The sequence below is a fragment of the Streptomyces sp. P3 genome (assembly GCF_003032475.1).
Classification (GTDB): domain Bacteria; phylum Actinomycetota; class Actinomycetes; order Streptomycetales; family Streptomycetaceae; genus Streptomyces.
On record NZ_CP028369.1, the window covers coordinates 6,456,019 to 6,479,296 of the forward strand.

Annotated in this window: 3 protein-coding genes (2 of these 3 running past the window's edge); all 3 read left to right on the forward strand. The window is 71.0% G+C overall.

Translation table 11 applies throughout. The annotated features are described in order from the left end of the window. Tightly spaced (each overlapping or abutting the next), the 3 genes in view from C6376_RS28525 to C6376_RS28535 form a layout consistent with a single transcriptional unit that may run on beyond the window. Positions 1-3,726, forward strand: partial view of a non-ribosomal peptide synthetase gene (locus C6376_RS28525; RefSeq protein ID WP_107446043.1) — the 3' portion only. It extends 14,244 nt beyond the left edge of the window; 3,726 of the gene's 17,970 nt are visible here — the last part of the coding sequence; its start codon lies off the left edge, out of view; it ends in the stop codon at positions 3,724-3,726. Then, on the forward strand, positions 3,726-12,122 hold the full coding sequence (locus tag C6376_RS28530) for a non-ribosomal peptide synthetase (protein ID WP_107446044.1): 8,397 nt from the start codon (positions 3,726-3,728) through the stop codon (positions 12,120-12,122). Before C6376_RS28525 ends, C6376_RS28530 begins: the two co-directional genes overlap by 1 nt. Further along, positions 12,122-23,278 carry the 5' portion of a non-ribosomal peptide synthetase gene (locus C6376_RS28535; protein ID WP_107446045.1) on the forward strand. Its footprint extends 5,757 nt past the window's final position, so 11,157 of the gene's 16,914 nt are visible here — the first part of the coding sequence; its start codon is at positions 12,122-12,124; the stop codon falls past the right edge of the window. The genes C6376_RS28530 and C6376_RS28535 overlap by 1 nt, the downstream gene beginning before the upstream one ends.

Genomic DNA, 23,278 nt, shown 5'->3' on the forward strand with positions numbered 1-23,278 from the left:
GTCGGCTCGGTTCCCCGCTCGTCGGGTGTGGCGGCGGACCGCAGGCTGGTGGCGTACGTGGTGCCCGCGCCCGGTGCCGAGGTCGACCCGGCGGAGCTGCGCGCGTTCGTGCGGGAGCAGCTGCCGGAGTCGATGGTGCCGGCCGCCGTGATGCTGCTCGACGAACTGCCGCTGACGGCGAACGGCAAGGTCGACACCGCACGCCTGCCCGCCCCCATGTACACCGCGGGCGAGAGCCGAGGTCCGGCAACGCTGCAGGAGGAGCTGCTCTGCGCCGCGTTCGCGCAGGTGCTCGGCCTGGAGCGGGTCGGTGTGGATGACGACTTCTTCGTGCTCGGCGGCCACTCCCTGCTCGCCGTCCGGCTGATCAGCCGGGTGCGTGTGGTTCTGGGCGTCGAAGTGCCGCTGCGCACCCTGTTCGAGGCGCCGACGGTCGCCGGGCTCGCGGCCCGTCTCGCCGGCTCGGCCGGGGCTCGTCCAGCCCTCCGGGCCGGCGAGCGACCGGAGCGCCTCCCGCTCTCCTTCGCGCAGCAACGGCTCTGGTTCATCGACCAGTTGGAAGGCCCCAGCTCGACCTACAACATCCCGTTCCGGATCTCACTTCCGGCCGACATCGACACCGGAGCGCTGGGCGCGGCCCTGCGTGACGTCATCGGGCGGCACGAGGTCCTGCGGACCGTGTACGCGGCGGGTGACAGCGAACCGTTCCAGCGGATCACCGAGATCGACGACCTGGCCTGGGAGCTGCAGATCGTCGAGGTCTCGCAGGACAAGCTGGAGGAGGCGCTCGCCGAGGCCTCGGACCATGCCTTCGACCTGTCGGCGGACGTGCCGATCCGCGCCACGCTGTTCGAGGCCGGGCCGCAGGAGAGGGTCCTGCTGATCCTGCTCCACCACATCGCCGGAGACGGCTGGTCGCAGGCCCCGCTCAGTCGGGACATCGTGACCGCGTACGAGGCGCGGGCCGCGGGCCGGGCCCCGCAGTGGGCGCCGCTGCCCGTGCAGTACGCCGACTACACGCTCTGGCAGCGCGACCTGCTCGGCGATGAGCGGGACCCGCAGAGCCTGATCGCGCAGCAGATCGCGTACTGGCGTGAGGCGCTGGCCGGGGCGCCGGAGGAGCTGGTGCTCCCGGTGGACCGGCCGCGTCCGGCGATCGCCTCCCACCAGGGGCACCGCCTGCCGTTGGAGGTTCCGGCGGCCGTGCATGAGCGGCTGGTGGAGGTGGCCCGGGCGGAGGGCGTGACGCCGTTCATGGTGCTCCAGGCCTCCCTCGCCGTGCTGCTCTCCAAGCTCGGTGCGGGAACGGACATTCCGATCGGCTCGGCGAACGCGGGCCGTACCGACGAGGCGCTGGACGATCTGGTCGGCTTCTTCATCAACACACTGGTGGTGCGGACGGACCTGTCCGGGCGGCCGACCTTCCGTGAGGTGCTGGGCCGGGTGCGGGAGCGGACGCTGTCCGCGCTGGCGCACCAGGACGTGCCCTTCGAGAAGCTGGTCGAGGAACTCTCTCCTGCCCGCTCCCGTGCACGGCACCCGCTGTTCCAGGTTCAGCTGGACCTCCAGAACAACACCGCCGACCGCCTGACGGCGGGCACCGACACGGTCGGCGAATCGACCGGCGGCGTGTCGGCCGGCACCGCGGCGGCGAAGTTCGACCTGGAGGTGCGGCTCGTCGAGGCGTTCGATGCCGAGGGCGCGCCCGGTGGGCTGCGTGGCTTGGTGGTGGCGGCGGCCGACCTGTTCGACGTGGAGTCGGTCGAACGGATCGGATCCGCTCTGCGCAAGGTGCTGGACGCGGTGACCCGCGACCCGGGCATGGCGGTGGATACCGTGGATGTGCTGGGCGAGGCCGGGCGTCGTCAGGTGCTGGTGGAGTGGAACGACTCGGCGGCGGACCTCGGTTCGGCTCTGGTGCCGGAGCTGTTCGCCGCGCACGTGGGGCGTACGCCGGATGCGGTGGCGGTCGTGGCGGACGGCGAGGAAGTGTCGTTCGCTGAGCTGGACGCGCGGGCGAACCGGCTCGCGCACTATTTGGTCGGTCAGGGTGTCGGCGCCGAGTCGCTGGTGGGTGTGTGCCTGCCGCGCGGCGTGGACGCGGTCGTGGCCATCCTCGCGGTGTGGAAGGCGGGGGCGGCGTTCCTGCCGCTCGACCCGGCATACCCGGTCGAGCGGATCTCGTTCATGCTCGCGGACAGCGGTGCGGTGCTGACGCTCACCGACGAGGAGGTGCTGGACGAACTCCCCGCCGGACGGGCTCGGTTGGTGGCGGTCGACAGCACGCCGACGACGATGCAGCTGGCCGCACTACCGACGTCGGCGCCCGGGGTGCCGGTGTCCGCGGACGGTATGGCGTACGTCATCTACACCTCCGGCTCGACGGGCCGCCCGAAGGGCGTCGCGGTCACGCACGGCGGCCTGCTCAACTACGCGTGCTTCGCGGCGGGTTCGTACGGTCCGGCGGGTGGTGCGCCGCTGCATTCGTCGCTGGCGTTCGATCTGACGGTGACGAGTGTGGTGGTGCCGCTGATCTCGGGCGCGCCGGTGGTGGTGAGCGGCGACGGTGGTGCGGAGGGTCTGGCGGAGCTGGTTCGTGAGCGGGGTGGCTTCGGTCTGGCGAAGGCCGTTCCTGCGCATCTCCCGCTGCTTGGCGAGATGCTGACGGATGACCAGGTGGCCGGCGCCGCGGGTACGTGGGTGGTGGGTGGTGAGGCGTTGGCCGGTTCGGTGGTGCGGGGTTTGTTGGAGCGTGCGCCGGGGTCGGTGGTGGTGAACGAGTACGGTCCGACGGAGGCGACGGTCGGCTGTGCGGTGTTCGAGGTGCGGGCCGGTGATGAGGTCGGTGCGGTGGTGCCGATCGGTCGTCCGGTGGCGAACGTGCGGTTGTTTGTGCTGGATGGTGCGTTGCGTCCGGTGGCGGTGGGTGTGGCGGGTGAGTTGTATATCGCGGGTGCGCAGTTGGCGCGTGGGTATGTGGGGCGGCCGGGTCTGACGGCGGAGCGCTTTGTGGCGAGCCCGTTCGAGGCGGGTGTGCGGATGTACCGCTCGGGTGATGTCGCTCGCTGGCGTGGGGATGGGCAGCTCGAGTTTTTGGGGCGTGCGGATGAGCAGGTGAAGGTCCGTGGTTTCCGGATCGAGCCGGGTGAGGTCGAGGCTGTCGTCGCCGGTCACCCGCAGGTCGCGCGGGCCGCTGTGGTCGCTCGTGAGGATGTGCCCGGCGATGTCCGCCTGGTGGCGTATGTCGTTGCCGACGATCCTGATGAGGATGTTGCCGGACTGCCTGCTCTTGTCAGGGAGTTCGCCGGGCGTCGGTTGCCCGAGTACATGGTGCCGTCGGCGGTCGTGGTGCTGGAGGCGCTGCCGTTGACCGGTAACGGGAAGCTGGACCGCAAGGTGCTGCCGGCGCCGGAGGTGTCGGGTGGTGCCGGGTCCGGCCGGGCGCCGGCGAGCGAGCGTGAGCGGGTGCTGTGCGAGGCGTTCGCCGAGGTGCTGCGCGTGCCCGAGGTCGGTGTGGACGACGACTTCTTCGCCCTCGGTGGCCACTCCCTGCTCGCCGTCCGCCTGACCAACCGGATCCGGACCCTGCTGAACGTCGAGGTGGAGATCGCGGTGCTGTTCGACTCCCCGACTCCGGCCGAGCTCGCCGCCCGACTGGCGGAGAAGACGGCGCCGGCACCGACCAGGCCGGCCCTGCGGCCGAGGCCCAACCAGGAGGAGTCCTGATGATTCCGTTGTCCTTCGCGCAGCGGCGGCTGTGGTTCATCTCCCAGCTGGAGGGGCCGAGCGCCACCTACAACGTGCCACTGATCCTCCCGCTCACCGCTGGGACGGACCGGGCGGCGCTGAACACCGCCCTGCGGGACGTCATCGGCCGCCACGAGATCCTGCGGACCGTGTTCACGACCGTGGACGGCGAGCCGTACCAGAGCGTGCTGAAGCTCGACGACCTGGCCTGGGAGCTGTCGGTCGAGGAGGTGCCCCGGGCGGAGCTCGACGCCGCGATCGCGGCAGCCGAGGGACACACCTTCGACCTGGCGGCCGAAGTGCCGGTCCGCGCCTGGCTGCTGGCCGCGTCGCCGGAGGAGCAGGTGCTGGTCGTGGTGTTCCACCACATCGCCAGCGACGGCTGGTCGACGGGCCCGTTCACCCGCGACCTCATGACGGCGTACCAGGCCCGTAGCGAGGGCCGGCCGCCCGAATGGGCACCCCTGCCGGTCCAGTACGCGGACTACGCGATCTGGCAGCGCGAGCTGCTGGGCGAGGCGGACGACCCGAACAGCCTGCTGCACCGGCAGATGAACTACTGGCGCGACGCGCTGGCGGGCCTCCCTGAGGAGCTCGCGCTGCCGGTCGACCACCCGCGCCCCGCGGCGGCCTCGTACCAGGGTCACCGGGTGCGGCTGGAGATCTCCGCGCAGACGCACGCCCGGCTGCTGGAGCTGGCACAGGCCGAGGGCGCCACGCCGTTCATGGTGCTGCAGGGGGCCTTGGCCGTCCTGCTGAGCCGCCTCGGCGGGGGGACGGACATCCCGCTCGGGACGGACGTCGCGGGCCGGACCGACGAGGCGCTGGACGACCTGGTCGGCTTCTTCGTGAACACGCTCGTGCTGCGTACGGACCTCACCGGTGACCCTACGTTCCGCGAGGCGCTGCGCCGGGTGCGGGCGACCAGCCTCGCCGCGTTCGGTCACCAGGACCTGCCGTTCGAGCGGCTGGTCGAGGAACTGGCCCCTGCCCGGTCGCTGTCCCGGCACCCGCTGTTCCAGGTGATGTTGACCCTGCAGAACGCCGCGCGGACCATGCTGGACGGGGAGCGCGTCGAGGTGTCCGCCGCGGCCCCCGCCGGCGCGTCGGCGGCCAAGTTCGACCTGGAGCTGTCGTTCACCGAGGTCATGGGGCCGGACGGCGCACCGTCCGGGATCCGGGGCTCGGTGACGGCCGCCTCCGATCTGTTCGAGGCGAAGACGGTCCTGCTGTTCGCCGACTGCCTGGCGGGCGTGCTGGACACACTGACGACGAACCCGGAGCTGCCGCTGAGCGGTGTGCGGGTCGTCGACGGCGCGGGCGTCCCGGCGGTCTTCCCGGAGCGTCCGGCCGTCGGCTCGGTTCCCCGCTCGTCGGGTGTGGCGGCGGACCGCAGGCTGGTGGCGTACGTGGTGCCCGCGCCCGGTGCCGAGGTCGACCCGGCGGAGCTGCGCGCGTTCGTGCGGGAGCAGCTGCCGGAGTCGATGGTGCCGGCCGCCGTGATGCTGCTCGACGAACTGCCGCTGACGGCGAACGGCAAGGTCGACACCGCACGCCTGCCCGCGCCGCCGCATTACCCGGCGGGCACCGGGCGGGGCCCCGCCAACGCACGCGAGGAGCTGCTCTGCGCCGTCTTCGGCGAGGTTCTGGAGCTGGAGCGCGTCGGCGTGGACGACGACTTCTTCGCCCTCGGCGGCCACTCCCTGCTGGCGATCCGGCTGGTCGAGCGGCTGCGCGCGCAGGGCGTCGTGCTGCCGGTGCGGGCGCTCTTCGAGACGCCGACCCCGGCCGGGCTTGCACTCGCGGCGGGCACCACGCGGGCCGAGGTGCCGGAGAACTCGATTCCCGCCGACGCGACCACGATCACCCCGGAGATGCTGCCGCTGGTCGACCTCACGCCCGAGCAGATCGAGCGGGTCGTCGCGGGCGTGGACGGCGGCGCGGCCAACGTCGCGGACGTCTACCCGCTCGGTCCGCTGCAGGAGGGCCTGCTCTTCCACCACCTGCTGGCCGACGGCGGCGACGACGCCTATGTCCTGCCTGCGGTGCTGGAGTTCGACACACCGGCCAGGCTCGACGCGTTCGTGCAAGCGCTCCAGAGCGTCCTCGACCGGCATGACATCTTCCGGACCTCCCTCGTCTGGGAGGGACTGCCCGAGCCTGTCCAGGTCGTGTGGCGCCGCGCACCGATGCGGGTCGTCGACGTCACCCTCGACCCGCACGGTGAGGATCTGGCCGCCGACCTGATCGCGGCCGTGGGCCTGTCCATGGACCTGGGCCGGGCCCCCCTGATCACCGTGCACCGGGCCGCCGTGCCGGATACGGACCGCCGACTGGCGCTGATCCGCATCCACCACCTGGTGCAGGACCACACGGCATTGGAGCTGCTGCTCTCCGAGGTGGGGGCCTTCCTCACCGGCCGGGCCGCCGACCTGCCCGAGCCGCTGCCCTTCCGGGACTTCGTGGCACACTCCCGCGACGAGGCCGAACTGGCCTCGCACGAGCGGTACTTCACCGAGCTGCTGGGCGACCTGGACGAGAGCACCGCGCCGTTCGGTGTCACCGAGGTGCACGGCGACGGCGCGTCAGTGACCCGGCGGGTGGTGCCCTTCCCGCCCGCGTCCGAGCGCCGGCTGCGCGAGGTCGCCCGCAGGCTGCGCGTGAGTGCGGCGACCGTCCTGCACGTTGCCTGGGCCCGGGCGGTCGGGGCGATGTCCGGCCGGGACGACGTGGTCTTCGGGACCGTGCTGTTCGGCCGGATGACGGGTGGGGCAGGAGTCGGCCAAGTGCCCGGCCCGTTCATCAACACGCTTCCGGTGCGCGTCCGTACGGCCGACACCGGGGTCCTGACGGCGGTGTCGCAGATGCGCTCCCAGCTGGCCCGGCTGATGGAGCACGAGCACGCCTCGCTCTCGACCGCCCAGCAGGCCGGCGGACTCGCGGGTGAGACGCCGCTGTTCACCGCCTTCCTCAACTACCGCCACAACCCCGGCCGGGGCGAGGAGCAGCCGGCCGAGGAGCCGGCGGCCGACGGGCGGTCGGCCGAGGAACAGCAGGACGGCCAGGGCATCCGCCTGCTGTACGCGCGCGAGCGCACCAACTACCCGCTCGGGGTCGCCGTGGACGACGACGGCGACGGCCTCGCGCTGACCGTCGACGCGGTCGAGGCGATCGACGCGGAGGCGGTCGGCGTGCTGGTGCGCACCGCCACCGAGCAGCTGGTGTCGGCGTTGGAGACGGCGCTGGACGGCGGACCCGAGGTCGCGCTGGGCGCGATCGAGGTGCTGGACGCGGCTGAGCGTCGTCGGGTGCTGATGGAGTGGAACGACACGGCGGCGGAGGTTACGGCGGCCACGTTGCCGGCGCTGTTCGAGGCGCAGGTGGCGCGGACGCCTGATGCGGTGGCGGTGGTGTTCGAGGGTGCGGAGGTGTCGTACGCGGAGCTGGATGCGCGCGCGAACCGGTTGGGGCAGCTGCTGGCCGGACGTGGTGTCGGTCCGGAGTCCGTGGTCGGCGTGGTCATGGAGCGCGGTGTCGACCTGGTGGTGGCGCTGCTGGCGGTGGCGAAGGCCGGGGCGGCGTATCTGCCGGTGGATCCGGATTACCCGGCTGAGCGGATCGCCTTCGTCCTCTCGGATGCGGGTGTTCCACTGGTGGTTTCGCAGTCGGCGGTTGCGGGCGTGGTGCCGGCCGAGGTGCCGGTGCTCGTCGTCGACGAGCCGTCCACGGTGCGGAACCTGGCCGAGGCCGCGGAGGTGCGCCCGAGCACGGCGGTGGCGCCCGGGAACACGGCGTACGTCATCTACACCTCGGGTTCCACAGGTCGTCCCAAGGGCGTCATGGTCCCGCACGGCGCGCTGGTCAACCACCTGTTCGGTGTGGGGCAGCGGGTGGAGCCGGGAGCGGAGGACCGGCTGCTGGCGGTGACCACGGTGTCCTTCGACATCGCGGCTCTGGAGCTGTTCCTGCCGCTGGTCCGCGGGGCGTCGGTGGTTGTCGCGGCGCGGGCCGTGGTGCGCGATCCGGCCGCGCTGGCAGAGCTGGCGGTCTCGTCGGGTGCGACGGTGTTGCAGGCGGTGCCGTCCCTGTGGCGGGCCCTGCTCGACGTGGGCGACTGGCCGGCCGGTGTCCGGGCGCTGGTCGGCGGTGAGGCGCTGCCGCAGGAGCTGGCGCAGCGGTTCGTGGAGCTGGGGATCACCGCGGTGAACCTGTACGGGCCGACCGAGGCGACGGTCTGGGCCACTTCGGCCGAGGTGACGGGCGGCACGGTCGTGGTCGGCCGGCCGTTCGCCAACACCCGGGCGTACGTGCTGGACCAGTCGCTGCGCCCCGCACCGGTCGGTGTGGCGGGCGAACTGTATCTGGCGGGTGCGCAGTTGGCGCGCGGCTACGCGGGCCGTCCGGGCCTGACAGCCGAGCGCTTCGTGGCCTCGCCGTTCACGGCCGGACAGCGGATGTACCGGACCGGGGACCTGGCTCGCTGGAACGCGCGGGGAGAGCTGGAGTGCCTGGGCCGGGTCGACGACCAGGTGAAGGTGCGCGGCTTCCGGATCGAGCTGGGCGAGGTGGAGGCCGTCCTGGAACGCCAGGAGGGTGTGGCCCGGGCGGTGGCGGCGGTACGCCGTGACATGTCCGGTGACGCGCTGCTGGCCGCCTACCTGGTTCCGCAGACCGGCCCGGCGGAGCTGGATGTCGTGGAGGTCAGGGCGCAGCTGGGCCGGGAGCTGCCCGGCTACATGGTGCCCTCCGCCTTCGTCGTCCTCGAGGAACTGCCGCTCACCGCGAACGGCAAGGTCGACCGCAAGGCCCTTCCCGCACCCGACCTCGCCCCCGGCTCCGGCCGTGGCCCCGCCACCGTCCGCGAGGAGATCCTCTGCGCCGCCTTCGCGCAGGTGCTCGGCCTGGACCGCGTCGGCGTCGACGACGACTTCTTCGCCCTCGGCGGCCACTCCCTGCTCGCCGTCAGACTGATCAGCCTGGTGCAGGCGCAGGGCGTGTCGGTGTCGGTGCGGGCGCTGTTCGACAGCCCGACCCCGGCCGGCCTGGCCCGCTCGGGCGGCGTACGGCAGGTGGAGGTGCCCGAGAACCTGATCCCGGCGGGCGCGACCGCGATCACGCCGGAGATGCTCACCCTGGCCGACCTCACCGCCGAGGAGATCGACCGCGTCGTCGCGACCGTCGAGGGCGGCGCCGCGAACATCGCGGACATCTACCCGCTCGCCCCGATCCAGGACGGCCTGCTCTACCACCACCTGCTCGCCGACGGCGGCGACGACGTCTACGTCCAGCCGAATGTCCTGGAGTTCGGCTCACGCGAACTGCTCGACCGCTTCGCCGAGGCGCTCCAGCAGGTCCTGGACCGGCACGACATCCTGCGCACCGGCATCGTCTGGGACGGCCTGCGTGAGCCCGTACAGGTGGTGTGGCGCAAGGCCGTACTCCCGGTGCACGAGGTGCCGCTGGACCCGCGGGGCGGCGACCCGGTGGCCGAACTGACCGAGGCGGTCGGACGGGTCATGGACCTGTCCCGGGCACCTCTGGTCGAGCTGCACACGGCCGCCGGACCGGACGGCCGCCGGCTCGGCCTGGTGCGGGTGCACCACATGGTGCAGGACCACACCGCGCTGTCGGTGCTGCTGGACGAGATCCACGCCTTCCTCACCGGCCGCGCCGACGAACTGCCGGAACCGCTGCCGTTCCGCGACTTCGTGGCGCAGGTCCGCGGCGGCATCCCGCGCGCGGAGCACGAACGCTTCTTCGCCGAGCTGCTGGGTGACGTCACCGAACCGACGGCTCCGTACGGCCTGACGGACGTGCGCGGCGTCGGCGCCGAGGCCGAACGCGCCTCCCAGGCGCTGGCTCCCGAACTGGAGGCGCGGCTGCGCTCGGTGTCACGCCGGCTGGGTGCCAGCGTGGCGACCCTGATGCATGTCGCCTGGGCCCGGGTGATCGGCGCGGTCAGCGGCCGGGACGACGTCGTTTTCGGCACGGTGCTGTTCGGCCGGATGAACGCCGGAGCCGGCGCGGAACGTGTCCCCGGCCCCTTCATCAACACGCTCCCGGTACGGGTGCGCACGGACGAACTCGGAGTCCTGGACGCGGTGTCCGCGATGCGCGGCCAGCTGGCGCAGCTCCTCGAACACGAGAACGCGCCGCTCACCGTGGCCCAGCAGGCCAGCGGACTCACCGGCGGCGCACCGCTCTTCACCTCCTTCCTCAACTACCGTCACGCCGCCGACCAGTGGGACGACCAAGCGGCGGCAACACAGCAACCGGCCGAGAGCGAGACGGGCGGGATCCGCACCCTGCTCTCCCGGGACGCCACCAACTACCCGCTCGCGGTGAACGTCGACGACAACGGACGGGCCATCCGCACGGCGGTGGACGCCGTCGCGCCCGTCGACCCGATGGCGGTCGTCGCGCTGGTGGGCAGGGCCGTCGAGGGCTTGGTGTCGGCGTTGGAGGTGGCGCTGGAGGGTGGTCCGGAGGTCGCGCTGGGTGCGGTTGAGGTGCTGGACGCGGACGAGCGTCGTCGGGTGCTGGTGGAGTGGAACGACACGGCGGTGGGGGTCGAAGGGGGCACGCTTCCGGGGTTGTTCGAGGCGCAGGTGGCGCTCACGCCTGATGCGGTGGCGGTGGTGTTCGAGGGTGTGGAGGTGTCGTACGCGGAGCTGGATGCGCGGGCGAACCGTTTGGCGCGGTTGTTGGTGGGGCGGGGTGTGACTGTCGGCTCTGTGGTGGGGGTGTGCCTGGAGCGCGGTGTTGAGTTGGTGGTGGCGTTGTTGGCGGTGGTGAAGGCGGGTGCGGCGTATCTGCCGTTGGATCCGGAGTATCCGGCTGAGCGGGTTGCCGTGGTGCTGGAGGATGCCGCGCCGGCTGCGGTGGTGACGGCGCGGGCTTTCGCGGAGGTGATCCCGGCTGTTGTGCCGGTGGTGGTGGTGGTGGATGGGTCTGCCGTTGTTGAGGAGTTGGCGGGTCTTGAGGGTGGCGCGTTGGGTGTGGTGGGGCCGCTGGATGCCGCGTATGTGATCTTCACGTCGGGTTCGACGGGGCGTCCTAAGGGCGTTGTGGTGGCGCATGAGGGCATCGTGAACCGGCTGGGGTGGATGCAGTCCCGCTACCAAATCGGTGTGGGGGACCGGGTGGTGCAGAAGACGCCGTTCGGGTTCGACGTGTCGGTGTGGGAGTTCTTCTGGCCGTTGCTGGAGGGTGCGTGCCTGGTGGTGGCGCGTGCGGGTGGGCACCGGGATCCGGAGTATCTGGCCTCGCTGATCGTTGATCAGGGGGTGACGACGGCGCATTTCGTGCCGTCGATGCTGGAGGCGTTCCTGTCGGAGCCGTCCGCGGCGCGGTGTGTGAGCCTGCGTCGGGTGGTGTGCTCGGGTGAGGCATTGCCGCTGCACACGCAGCAGCGGTTCTTCGAGGTGTTCGGCGGGGTGGAGCTGCACAATCTGTACGGGCCGACGGAGGCTTCGGTCGATGTCACCGCCTGGCAGTGCGAGCGCGGGCAGAGCACGGGTGTGGTGCCGATCGGCGCGCCGGTCGCGAACACCCGCGTGTACGTCCTGGATGCCGGGCTGAACCCGGTTCCGGTGGGTGCGGCGGGTGAGCTCTATCTGGCGGGTGTGCAGTTGGCGCGTGGTTATGCGGGCCGTGCTGCCCTGACGGGGGAGCGGTTCGTCGCGAACCCGTTCGAGCCGGGCGCGCGGATGTATCGCACCGGTGACATCGCGCGCTGGACCGCGGACGGTCAGCTGGAGTACCTGGGCCGGGCGGACGAGCAGGTCAAGATCCGTGGTTTGCGGATCGAGCCGGGCGAGGTGCAGTCCGTGATCGCCGGGCATCCCCTGGTGGCGCAGGCCGCGGTGATCGCTCGCGAGGACACCCCGGGTGAATTGCGTCTGGTGGCCTACGTCGTCCCGGACGCCGACACCACAGCTGAACTGCCTGAATCCCTACTGGAGTTCACGGCGCGGCAGCTGCCGGACTACATGGTGCCCTCGGCCGTCGTCGTCCTGGACGAGCTGCCGTTGAGCGTCAACGGCAAGCTCGACCGCAAGGCCCTGCCCGCCCCCGCGTACACCACCGGCACTGGCCGGGCGCCGGCCAATGAGCGGGAGGAGATCCTCTGCGCCGCCTTCGCGCAGGTGCTCGGTCTGGAGAGTGTCGGCGTCGACGACAACTTCTTCGACCTCGGCGGGCACTCCCTCCTCGCCGTTCGACTCACCAGCCAGATCCGGGCGGTGCTAGGCGTCGAGGTGCCGTTGAAGGCGCTTGTGGAGGCGCCGACGGTGGCCGGACTGGCACAACAGCTCGGACATGAGAAATCAGCTAGGCCGGCGTTGCGGCCGATGCGCAGCCAGGAGGAGTTCTGATGGTTCCGTTGTCTTTCGCGCAGCGCCGGTTGTGGTTCCTTTCGCAGCTTGAGGGCCCGAGCGCCACCTACAACATCCCGATCGTCAGGCGCCTGCCGGGACGGATCGAGGCCGATGCACTCCACATGGCCCTGCGGGACGTCATCGGACGCCACGAGGTGCTGCGCACCGTCTACCCGACGGTCGACGGTGAGCCGTACCAGCGCATCCTGAAGATGGAGGAACTGGACTGGGAACCGGTGGTGGCCGATCTGCCGCCCGCCGAACTCGACTCTCGGATTTCGGAGTTGGAGTCCCACCCGTTCGACCTGGCCGACGAGGTGCCGATCCGTGCCACGCTGCTGCGGACCGGCCCGGAGGAGTCCGTGCTGGTCGTGGTGGTCCACCACATCGCGAGCGACGGCTGGTCGACGGGGCCGCTGCTGCGCGATGTGACGCAGGCCTACCTCGCCCGCAGCGAGGGCCGGGCGCCCGAGTGGGAGCCGCTGCCCGTCCAGTACGCCGACTACACCCTCTGGCAGCGTGAGCTGCTGGGCGACCATGAGGACCCGGAGAGCCTGCTGGCCCGTCAGCTCGCCTACTGGCGCGACAAACTCGCCGGTGCTCCCGAGGAGCTCGACCTGCCGTCCGACCACGCCCGCACGGCGGTCGCCTCGCACCGCGGCCACGGCGTGGCGCTGGAGATCCCGGCCGCGGTCCACGCCCGGCTCGCCGAGGTGGCTCGTGCCGAGGACGCCACGGTCTTCATGGTCCTGCAGTCGGCGCTGGCGGTCATGCTGTCCCGCCTGGGCGCGGGCACCGACATACCGATCGCCACAGCCGTCGCCGGGCGAACCGACGTCGCGCTGGACGACATGGTCGGCTTCTTCGTCAACACCCTGGTCCTGCGCACGGACCTCACCGGCGACCCGGCCTTCCGCGAGGTGCTCGCCCAGGCGCGGCAGACCGGGTGGGACGCTCTCGCGCACCAGGACGTGCCGTTCGAGAAGCTCGTCGAGGAGCTCGCACCTGCCCGCTCCCTGGCCCGGCACCCGCTGGTCCAGGTCATGCTGACCGTCCACAACAACGAGCGGATCGTGCTGGAGCGCTCTGGCGCCGAGTCCGACGGTCGGACGGCGGCGGGCGCCGCGGTCGACGTGCGCGCGGCCAAGTTCGACCTCGAACTCGACTTCGTTGAGCTCTTCGATCAGAACGGCGCTCCTGCGGGCCTGCGCGGCTCGCTGACCGCCTCGGTGGACCTCTTCGAGCGCGACGCCGCCGCGCGGCTCGCGACCCGGTTCCGACGGGCGCTGGAACTGCTGGTCGCCGAGCCGGAGACCCGGGTGAGCGGCCTGGAGGTGCTGGACGCGGACGAGCGTCGTCGGGTGCTGGTGGAGTGGAACGACACGGCGGTGGGGGTCGAAGGGGGCACGCTTCCGGGGTTGTTCGAGGCGCAGGTGGCGCTCACGCCTGATGCGGTGGCGGTGGTGTTCGAGGGTGTGGAGGTGTCGTTCGCGGAGCTGGATGCGCGGGCGAACCGTTTGGCGCGGTTGCTGGCCGGCCGCGGTGTCGGCCCGGAGTCGGTGGTGGGGGTGTGCCTGGAGCGCGGGGTTGGGCTGGTGGTGGCGTTGTTGGCGGTGGTGAAGGCGGGTGCGGCGTATCTGCCGTTGGATCCGGAGTATCCGGCGGAGCGGGTTGCCGTGGTGCTGGAGGATGCGGTGCCGGCTGCGGTGGTGACGGCGCGGGCCTTCACCGAGGTGATCCCGGCTGGTGCACCGGTGGTGGTGCTGGATGCGCCGGCCGTCGTCGAGGAGTTGGCGGGTCTGCCGGGCACGGCGCTGGGTACGGCTGTGCTGCCGGGGCATCCGGCGTATGTCATCTTCACGTCGGGTTCGACGGGGCGTCCGAAGGGCGTTGTGGTGGCGCATGAGGGCATCGTGAACCGGCTGGGGTGGATGCAGTCCCGCTACCAAATCGGTGTGGGGGACCGGGTGGTGCAGAAGACGCCGTTCGGGTTCGACGTGTCGGTGTGGGAGTTCTTCTGGCCGTTGCTGGAGGGTGCGTGCCTGGTGGTGGCGCGTGCGGGTGGGCACCGGGATCCGGAGTATCTGGCCTCGCTGATCGTTGATCAGGGGGTGACGACGGCGCATTTCGTGCCGTCGATGCTGGAGGCGTTCCTGTCGGAGCCGTCCGCGGTGCGGTGTGTGAGCCTGCGTCGGGTGGTGTGTTCGGGTGAGGCGCTGTCGCCGGTGGTGGCAGATCGCTTCTTCGAGGTGTTCGGCGGGGTGGAGCTGCACAATCTGTACGGGCCGACGGAGGCCTCGGTCGATGTCACCGCCTGGCAGTGCGAGCGGGGCAGTGGAAGCGGTGTGGTGCCGATCGGTGGGCCGGTGGCCAACACCCGCCTGTATGTGCTGGATGAGTACTTGCAGCCGGTCGCTCCCGGTGCGGCGGGGGAGCTGTATCTCGCCGGCGTGCAGCTCGCGCGCGGCTACGCCAACCGGGCCGCGCTCACCGCGGAACGTTTCGTTGCCTCGCCGTACGGCACCGGGGAACGGATGTATCGCACCGGTGACGTGGCCCGCTGGACCGCTGATGGTGTGGTGGAGTACCTGGGCCGTGCGGACGAGCAGGTGAAGATCCGCGGCTTCCGTATCGAGCCGGGGGAGATCCAGGCTGTTGTGGCGGCGCATGGGCGGGTCGCGCAGGCGGCTGTCGTCGCGCGTGAGGATGTGCCGGGTGACAGGCGTCTGGTGGCGTATGTCGTCCCGGACGGCGGCAATGCTTCCGGACTGTCCGAAGACGTACGGCAGTTCGTGGTGTCCCGGCTGCCGGAGTACATGGTGCCCTCGGCCGTCGTCGTCGTGGATGAGCTGCCGTTGTCGGTGAACGGCAAGCTGGACCGCAAGGCCCTGCCCGCCCCCGAGTATTGCACCGGCTCGGGTCGTGCTCCGGCGAGTGTGCGTGAGGAGGTGGTCTGCGCGGCGTTCGCCGAGGTGCTGGGTCTGGAGAGCGTCGGTGTGGACGACGACTTCTTCCGTCTCGGCGGCCATTCCCTGCTGGGGATCCGGTTGGTGGAGGTGCTGCGTCGGCGGGGTGTGTCGCTGTCGGTGCGGGCGCTGTTCCAGACGCCGACGCCGGCCGGGCTGGCGCTGGCTTCGGATGCCCGGCAGGTCGTGGTGCCGGAGAACCTGATTCCGGCGGGCGCGACGGTGATCACGCCGGAGATGCTTCCGCTGGTCGAGTTGACGGCAGAGGAGATCGCGCGGGTCGTCGCCACGGTGGAGGGCGGCGCAGCCAACATCGCGGACGTCTATCCGCTCGCCCCGCTCCAGGAGGGCCTGCTCTTCCACCATCTCCTCGCCGAGGGCGGCGACGACGCCTATGTGCTTCCCTCCGTGCTGGAGTTCGGCTCACGCGAGCGCCTGGACGACTTCGCGGCCGCGCTGCAGAGCGTGATCGACCGGCACGACATCTTCCGCACCTCCTTCGTCTGGGAGGGCCTGAACCGACCGGTCCAGGTGGTGTGGCGCAACGCCGAACTGCCGGTCACCGAGGTGACGCCGGACCCGCAGAGTACCGACCCGGTGGCCGAGCTGGTCGCATCCGTCGGCTCCGCCATGGACCTCAACCGGGCGCCGCTGTTCACGGTCCACGCAGCCGCAGTCCCCGGCGGTGACCGCTGGCTGGGCCTGGTGCGCGTCCACCACCTGGTGCAGGACCACGCCGCGCTGGAGACGCTGCTGAGCGAGATCCAGGCCTTCCTCACGGGCCGGGGCGACCAACTGCCCGAGCCGCTGCCCTTCCGTACCTTCGTGGCCCACGCCCGTGGTGCCGCCGCTGACGAAACCTCCCACGAGCGCTACTTCGCCGAACTGCTCGGCGACGTCACTGAACCGACGGCACCGTACGGTCTGGTGGACGTCCGCGGAGTCGGCGCCGACGTAGTGCGCGAGGTCGTACCGTTCACACCCGCCGCCGAGGCACGGCTTCGCGAGGTCTCCCGCCGGCTCGGCGTGTCTGCCGCGACCGTCCTGCATGTGGCGTGGGCCCGGGCCCTCGCGGTGCTCAGCGGCCGCGACAACGTGGTCTTCGGCACCATCCTCTTCGGGCGGATGAACGCCGGCCTGGGCGCCGACCGCGTCCCCGGGCCGCTCATCAACACGCTGCCGGTGCGGGTGCGGACGGATGAGCTCGGTGTTCTGGACGCGGTGTCGGCGATACGCGACCAGCTGGCGGAGTTGCTGGAGCATGAGCACGCCCCGCTCGCCCTGGCGCAGAACGCCAGCGGTGTCGAGGGCGGTGCCCCACTGTTCTCCGCGCTCTTCAACTACCGCCACAACGGCGGCCAGGATGCCGACCCGGCTCCCCAGGCGGAGGACCGCGGCGAGAGGGACGGCATCCGGCTGCTCTTCTCGCGGGAGCGGACCAACTACCCGCTCGCCGTCGCGGTCGACGACGACGGCGACAACCGCGGGCTGTCCCTCGCCGTGGACGCTGTGTCCCCGATCGATGCGTTGGCGGTCGGTGGGTTGGTGCGGACGGCGGCCGAGGGTGTGGTGTCGGCGCTGGAGGTGGCGCTGGACGGTGGTCCGCAGGTGGCGCTGAGTTCGGTTGAGGTACTGGACGAGGGCGAGCGTCGGCGGGTGCTGGCCGAGTGGAGTGGTGCCGCGGCGGAGGCTGAGGAGAGCACGCTTCCGGCGTTGTTCGAGGCGCAGGTGGCCCGGACGCCGGACGCGTCGGCGGTGGTGTCCGGGGGCGTTGAGCTGTCGTATGCGGAGTTGGATGCGCGGGCGAACCGGCTGGCGCGGCTGTTGGTGGGCCGTGGTGTGGGCCCGGAGTCGGTGGTGGGGGTCTGCCTGGAGCGTGGTGTCGAGTCGGTGGTGGCGCTGCTGGCGGTGGTGAAGGCGGGTGGTGCGTATCTGCCGGTTGATCCGGAGTATCCGGTGGAGCGGATCGCGTTCATGCTGGCGGATGCGGCGCCGGTTGTGGTGGTGACGTCGCGTGCTGTGGCCGGGGTGGTCCCGGGCTCGGTGCCTGCGGTGGTGGTGGATGAGCCGGCTGTGGTGGAGGAGCTGGCTGGTCTGGCGGGTGGGCTGCTGGGTGCGGCCGTGCTGCCGTCGCATCCGGCCTATGTGATCTATACGTCGGGCTCGACGGGCCGGCCGAAGGGTGTGGTGGTTGAGCATCGTTCGGTTGCGGGTCTGTTGGCGTGGGCGGGTGTGGAGTTCGGTGGTGCGGACTTTGCGCGGGTGTTGGTGTCGACGTCGTTCAACTTCGATGTGTCGGTGTTCGAGTTGTTCGGTCCGTTGGTGTCGGGCGGCAGTGTGGAGGTGGTCAAGGATCTGCTGGCGTTGGCGGATCGGGATGCTGGTGTGGGTGAGGTGAGTCTGGTCAGTGGTGTGCCGTCGGCGTTCGCGCAGGTGGTGGCCGGTGGCGTTCTTGCTGTTGAGCCTGGTGTGGTGGTGCTGGCCGGTGAGGCGCTGACGGCTGACACGGTGGCCGGCATTCGTGCCGTGCTGCCGGGGGTTCGGGTGGCGAACATCTACGGTCCGACCGAGGCGACGGTGTATGCGACCGCGTGGTTCGCCGAGGGGGACGTGGAGGGTGTGGTGCCGATCGGCCGGCCGGTCGCCGGTACTCACGCCTTTGTGCTGGATGCGCGGCTGCGGCCGGTGCCGGTGGGTGTGGCGGGTGAGCTGTATCTGGCGGGTTCGGGTCTGGCACGTGGGTATCTGGGCCGTCCCGGTTTGTCGGCGGAGCGGTTCGTCGCCTCGCCGTACGGCAGCGGTGAGCGGCTGTACCGCACGGGTGACGTGGTGCGCTGGAACGCCCGGGGCGAGGTGGAATACCTCGGCCGTGCGGACGAGCAGGTGAAGATCCGCGGCTTCCGTATCGAGCCGGGGGAGGTCCAGGCTGTTGTGGCGGCGCATGGGCGGGTCGCGCAGGCGGCTGTCGTCGCGCGTGAGGATGTGCCGGGTGACAGGCGTCTGGTGGCGTATGTCGTCCCGGACGGCGGTAATGCTTCCGGACTGTCCGAAGACGTACGGCAGTTCGTGGTGTCCCGGCTGCCGGAGTACATGGTGCCCTCGGCCGTCGTCGTCGTGGATGGGCTGCCGTTGTCGGTGAACGGCAAGCTGGACCGCAAGGCCCTGCCCGCCCCCGAGTATTGCACCGGCTCGGGTCGTGCTCCGGCGAGTGTGCGTGAGGAGGTGGTCTGCGCGGCGTTCGCCGAGGTGCTGGGTCTGGAGAGCGTCGGTGTGGACGACGACTTCTTCCGTCTCGGGGGCCATTCCCTGCTGGGGATCCGGTTGGTGGAGGTGCTGCGTCGGCGGGGTGTGTCGCTGTCGGTGCGGGCGCTGTTCCAGACGCCGACGCCGGCCGGGCTGGCGCTGGCTTCGGATGCCCGGCAGGTCGTGGTGCCGGAGAACCTGATTCCGGCGGGCGCGACGGTGATCACGCCGGAGATGCTTCCGCTGGTCGAGTTGACGGCAGAGGAGATCGCGCGGGTCGTCGCCACGGTGGAGGGCGGCGCAGCCAACATCGCGGACGTCTATCCGCTCGCCCCGCTCCAGGAGGGCCTGCTCTTCCACCATCTCCTCGCCGACGACGAGGACGACGCCTATGTGATGCCCACCGTGATGGAGTTCAGCTCGCGCGAGTGGCTGGACAGTTTCCTGAACGCCCTGCGGCAGGTGGTCGCCCGTCATGACATCCTGCGCACGGGCATCGTGTGGGACGGGCTGCGCATGCCCGTCCAGGTGGTGTGGCGCAACGCCGAACTGCCGGTCACGGAAGTGGCCCTGGACCCGGACGACTCCGATGTGGTCGAGCAGTTGCTGACCGGCGTCGGCCTGTCGATGGACCTCGCCCAGGCGCCCCTGATCACCGCCCATGTCGCGCCCCTCCCCGGGACCGACGGCTGGGTGGCCCTGGTGCGGCTCCACCACATCGTCCAGGACCACACCGCACTCGAGGTGCTGCTCTCCGAACTGGACGCGTTCGTCAACGGCCGGGCCGACGAGCTCCCGGAGCCGCTGCCGTTCCGTGACTTCGTCGCGCAGGCGCGGACCGGGGCGGACACCGCCGGGCACGAGCGCTACTTCACCCGTCTGCTGGCGGACGTCACCGAGGGCACCGCACCGTACGGCGCAGTGAACGTGCGCGGCGACGGGGCCGGTGTGGTGCGCGCCAAGGTGGCGTTCGAGCCCGAGCTGGACCTGCGGCTGCGCGAGGTTTCCCGCCGGCTCGGCGCGAGCGCGGCGACGGTGATGCACGTCGCCTGGTCGCGGGCGCTCGCGGTGATGGCGGGGCGGGACGACGTCGTCTTCGGTACCGTGCTGTTCGGCCGGATGAACGCGAGCGGCGCCTCGGACCGGGTGCCGGGGCCGTTCATGAACACGCTGCCGGTGCGGGTGCGGACGGATGAGCTCGGTGTTCTGGGCGCGGTGTCGGCGATACGCGACCAGCTGGCGGAGTTGCTGGAGCATGAGCACGCTCCGCTCGCCCTGGCGCAGAACGCCAGCGGTGTCGAGGGCGGTGCCCCACTGTTCTCCGCGCTCTTCAACTACCGCCACAACACGGAGGAGAGGACCCCGACGCCGGCGGAGCCCGTGGACCGGCCGGCGGGCGGATTCCGTACGTTGTTCGCCAGAGAGCTGACGAACTACCCGCTCGCCGTCTCGGTGGACGACGACGGCGACGCGATCGGCCTGGCCGTGGACGCTGTGTCCCCGATCGATGCGTTGGCGGTCGGTGGGTTGGTGCGGACGGCGGCCGAGGGTGTGGTGTCGGCGCTGGAGGTGGCGCTGGACGGTGGTCCGCAGGTGGCGCTGAGTTCGGTTGAGGTACTGGACGAGGGCGAGCGTCGGCGGGTGCTGGCCGAGTGGAGTGGTGCCGCGGCGGAGGCTGAGGAGAGCACGCTTCCGGCGTTGTTCGAGGCGCAGGTGGCCCGGACGCCGGACGCGTCGGCGGTGGTGTCCGGGGGCGTTGAGCTGTCGTATGCGGAGTTGGATGCGCGGGCGAACCGGCTGGCGCGGCTGTTGGTGGGCCGTGGTGTGGGCCCGGAGTCGGTGGTGGGGGTCTGCCTGGAGCGTGGTGTCGAGTCGGTGGTGGCGCTGCTGGCGGTGGTGAAGGCGGGTGGTGCGTATCTGCCGGTTGATCCGGAGTATCCGGTGGAGCGGATCGCGTTCATGCTGGCGGATGCGGCGCCGGTTGTGGTGGTGACGTCGCGTGCTGTGGCCGGGGTGGTCCCGGGCTCGGTGCCTGCGGTGGTGGTGGATGAGCCGGCTGTGGTGGAGGAGCTGGCTGGTCTGGCGGGTGGGCCGTTGGGGGTGGCCGTGCTGCCGTCGCATCCGGCGTATGTGATCTATACGTCGGGCTCGACGGGCCGGCCGAAGGGTGTGGTGGTTGAGCATCGTTCGGTTGCGGGTCTGTTGGCGTGGGCGGGTGTGGAGTTCGGTGGTGCGGACTTTGCGCGGGTGTTGGTGTCGACGTCGTTCAACTTCGATGTGTCGGTGTTCGAGTTGTTCGGTCCGTTGGTGTCGGGCGGCAGTGTGGAGGTGGTCAAGGATCTGCTGGCGTTGGCGGATCGGGATGCTGGTGTGGGTGAGGTGAGTCTGGTCAGTGGTGTGCCGTCGGCGTTCGCGCAGGTGGTGGCCGGTGGCGTTCTTGCTGTTGAGCCTGGTGTGGTGGTGCTGGCCGGTGAGGCGCTGACGGCTGACACGGTGGCCGGCATTCGTGCCGTGCTGCCGGGGGTTCGGGTGGCGAACATCTACGGTCCGACCGAGGCGACGGTGTATGCGACCGCGTGGTTCGCCGAGGGGGACGTGGAGGGTGTGGTGCCGATCGGCCGGCCGGTCGCCGGTACTCACGCCTTTGTGCTGGATGCGCGGCTGCGGCCGGTGCCGGTGGGTGTGGCGGGTGAGCTGTATCTGGCGGGTTCGGGTCTGGCACGTGGGTATCTGGGCCGTCCCGGTTTGTCGGCGGAGCGGTTCGTCGCCTCGCCGTACGGCAGCGGTGAGCGGCTGTACCGCACGGGTGACGTGGTGCGCTGGAACGCCCGGGGCGAGGTGGAATACCTCGGCCGTGCGGACGAACAGGTGAAGATCCGTGGCTTCCGTATCGAACCCGGCGAGGTCCAGTCCGTGATCGCCGGCCACGACCTGGTCCGCCAGTCCGTCGTGTTGGTCCGCGAGGACGTGCCCGGCGACAAGCGCCTGGTCGCCTACGTCGTCCCCGATGGCGACACTGCGGGTGGCGAACTCGCCCAGCACGTCACTGGCTTCGTGGCGTCCCAATTGCCGGAGTACATGGTGCCGTCGGCCGTGGTGGTGCTGGACGCGCTGCCGTTGTCGGTGAACGGCAAGCTGGACCGCAAGGCCCTGCCCGCGCCCGTGTATTCCACCGGCTCCGGTCGCGGCCCGGCGAGCGTGCAGGAGGAGATTCTCTGCGCGGTCTTCGCCGAGGTGCTCGGCCTGGAGAGCGTCGGCGTGGACGACGACTTCTTCCGCCTTGGCGGTCACTCCCTGCTCGCGGTGCGTCTGGTGGGCCGGGTGCGGTCGGTTCTGGGTGTGGAGGTGCCGCTGCGGGTGCTGTTCGAGGCGCCCACCGTTGCGGGGCTCGCGGTTCGGCTCGGGGGTGTGGAGCGGGCGCGGGTGGCGTTGACGGCGGGGGAGCGGCCGGAGCGGGTGCCGCTGTCGTTCGCGCAGCGCCGCCTGTGGTTCATCAACCAGCTCGAAGGGGACGGTGCCGCCTACAACGTCCCGGCGGTGATCCGGCTGTCCGGCGATGTCGACCGTGATGCGCTGGGTGCCGCGTTCCTGGACGTGCTTGGACGGCACGAGGTGCTGCGCACGGTCTTCCCGGTGGTCGACGGCGAGCCCTACCAGCACATCCTGGATCCACAGGAGCTGGACTGGCAGCTGACCGTGTCCGAGGTGGCGCCTGAGGACCTTTCGACCGCGGTCGAAAGGGCGCTGAACCACAGCTTCGACCTGGCGTCCGAACTTCCCATAAGGGCTTGGTTGTTCGAGGCGGGTGCGGAGCTGCGGGCGTTGGTCGTGGTGATGCACCATGTGGCCAGTGACGGCTGGTCGCGGGGGCCGTTGGCGCGGGATCTGTCGATCGCTTATGCGGCGCGCGGTGCGGGCGGGGTGCCGGAGTGGGCGCCGCTGCCGGTGCAGTACGCGGACTACACCCTGTGGCAGCGCGAGATCCTCGGGGACGAGAACGACCCCGAGAGTGTGATGGCCGGCCAGGTCGCCTACTGGCGTGAGGCGTTGTCGGGTTCTCCGGAGGAGTTGGGTCTGCCGTTCGACCGGGTGCGTCCGGCGGTGGGTTCGCACCGGGGTTATCAGGTGCCGGTGGAGGTTCCGGCGGTGGTGCATGAGCGGCTGGTGGAGGTGGCCCGGGCGGAGGGTGTGACGCCGTTCATGGTGTTGCAGGCCTCGCTGGCGGTGCTGCTCTCCAAGCTCGGCGCGGGGACGGACATCCCGATCGGTTCGGCGAACGCGGGCCGCACCGACGAGGCGCTGGATGATCTGGTCGGTTTCTTCATCAACACGTTGGTGGTGCGGACGGATCTGTCGGGGTGGCCGAGTTTCCGTGAGGTGTTGGGCCGGGTGCGGGAGCGGACGCTGTCGGCGCTGGCGCATCAGGATGTGCCGTTCGAGCGGTTGGTGGAGGAGCTGGCGCCTGCTCGCTCGATGGCCCGCCACCCGCTCTTCCAGGTCGTCCTGACCAAGCAGAACACCGTGGACGCGGTGTTGGAGCTGCCCGGTATGCAGTCCGGCACGGCACCCGCGGATCCCGGATCGTCCGAGTCCGAGCCCGGCAAGCCGGATCCGACCGCCCACGAGTCCGCGGCGAAGTTCGACCTGGACGTCATCGTGGGCGAGGACTTCGACGCTGATGGTCGTCCGGTGGGTGTGCGGGGCACGGTGACGGTGTCGGCGGATCTGTTCGAGCCGGTGTGGGCCGGGCGGATCGCTACGGCGTGGGTCCGGGTGCTGGATGCGGTGACGAGCGACCCGGGTATTGCGGTGGCGTCGGTCGATGTGACCGAGGCGGCTGAGCGGGAGCAGGTGCTGACCGGCTGGAACGCGACGGCTGTGGAGGTTGCGGGTTCGTCGGTGGTGGAGCTGTTCGAGGCGTGGGTGGCGCGGGCGCCGGATGCG

Excerpts from the sequence above, each read along its gene's own strand:
- C6376_RS28530 (WP_107446044.1), top strand. The coding sequence starts at position 3,726 with ATGATTCCGTTGTCCTTCGCGCAGCGGCGGCTGTGGTTCATCTCCCAG.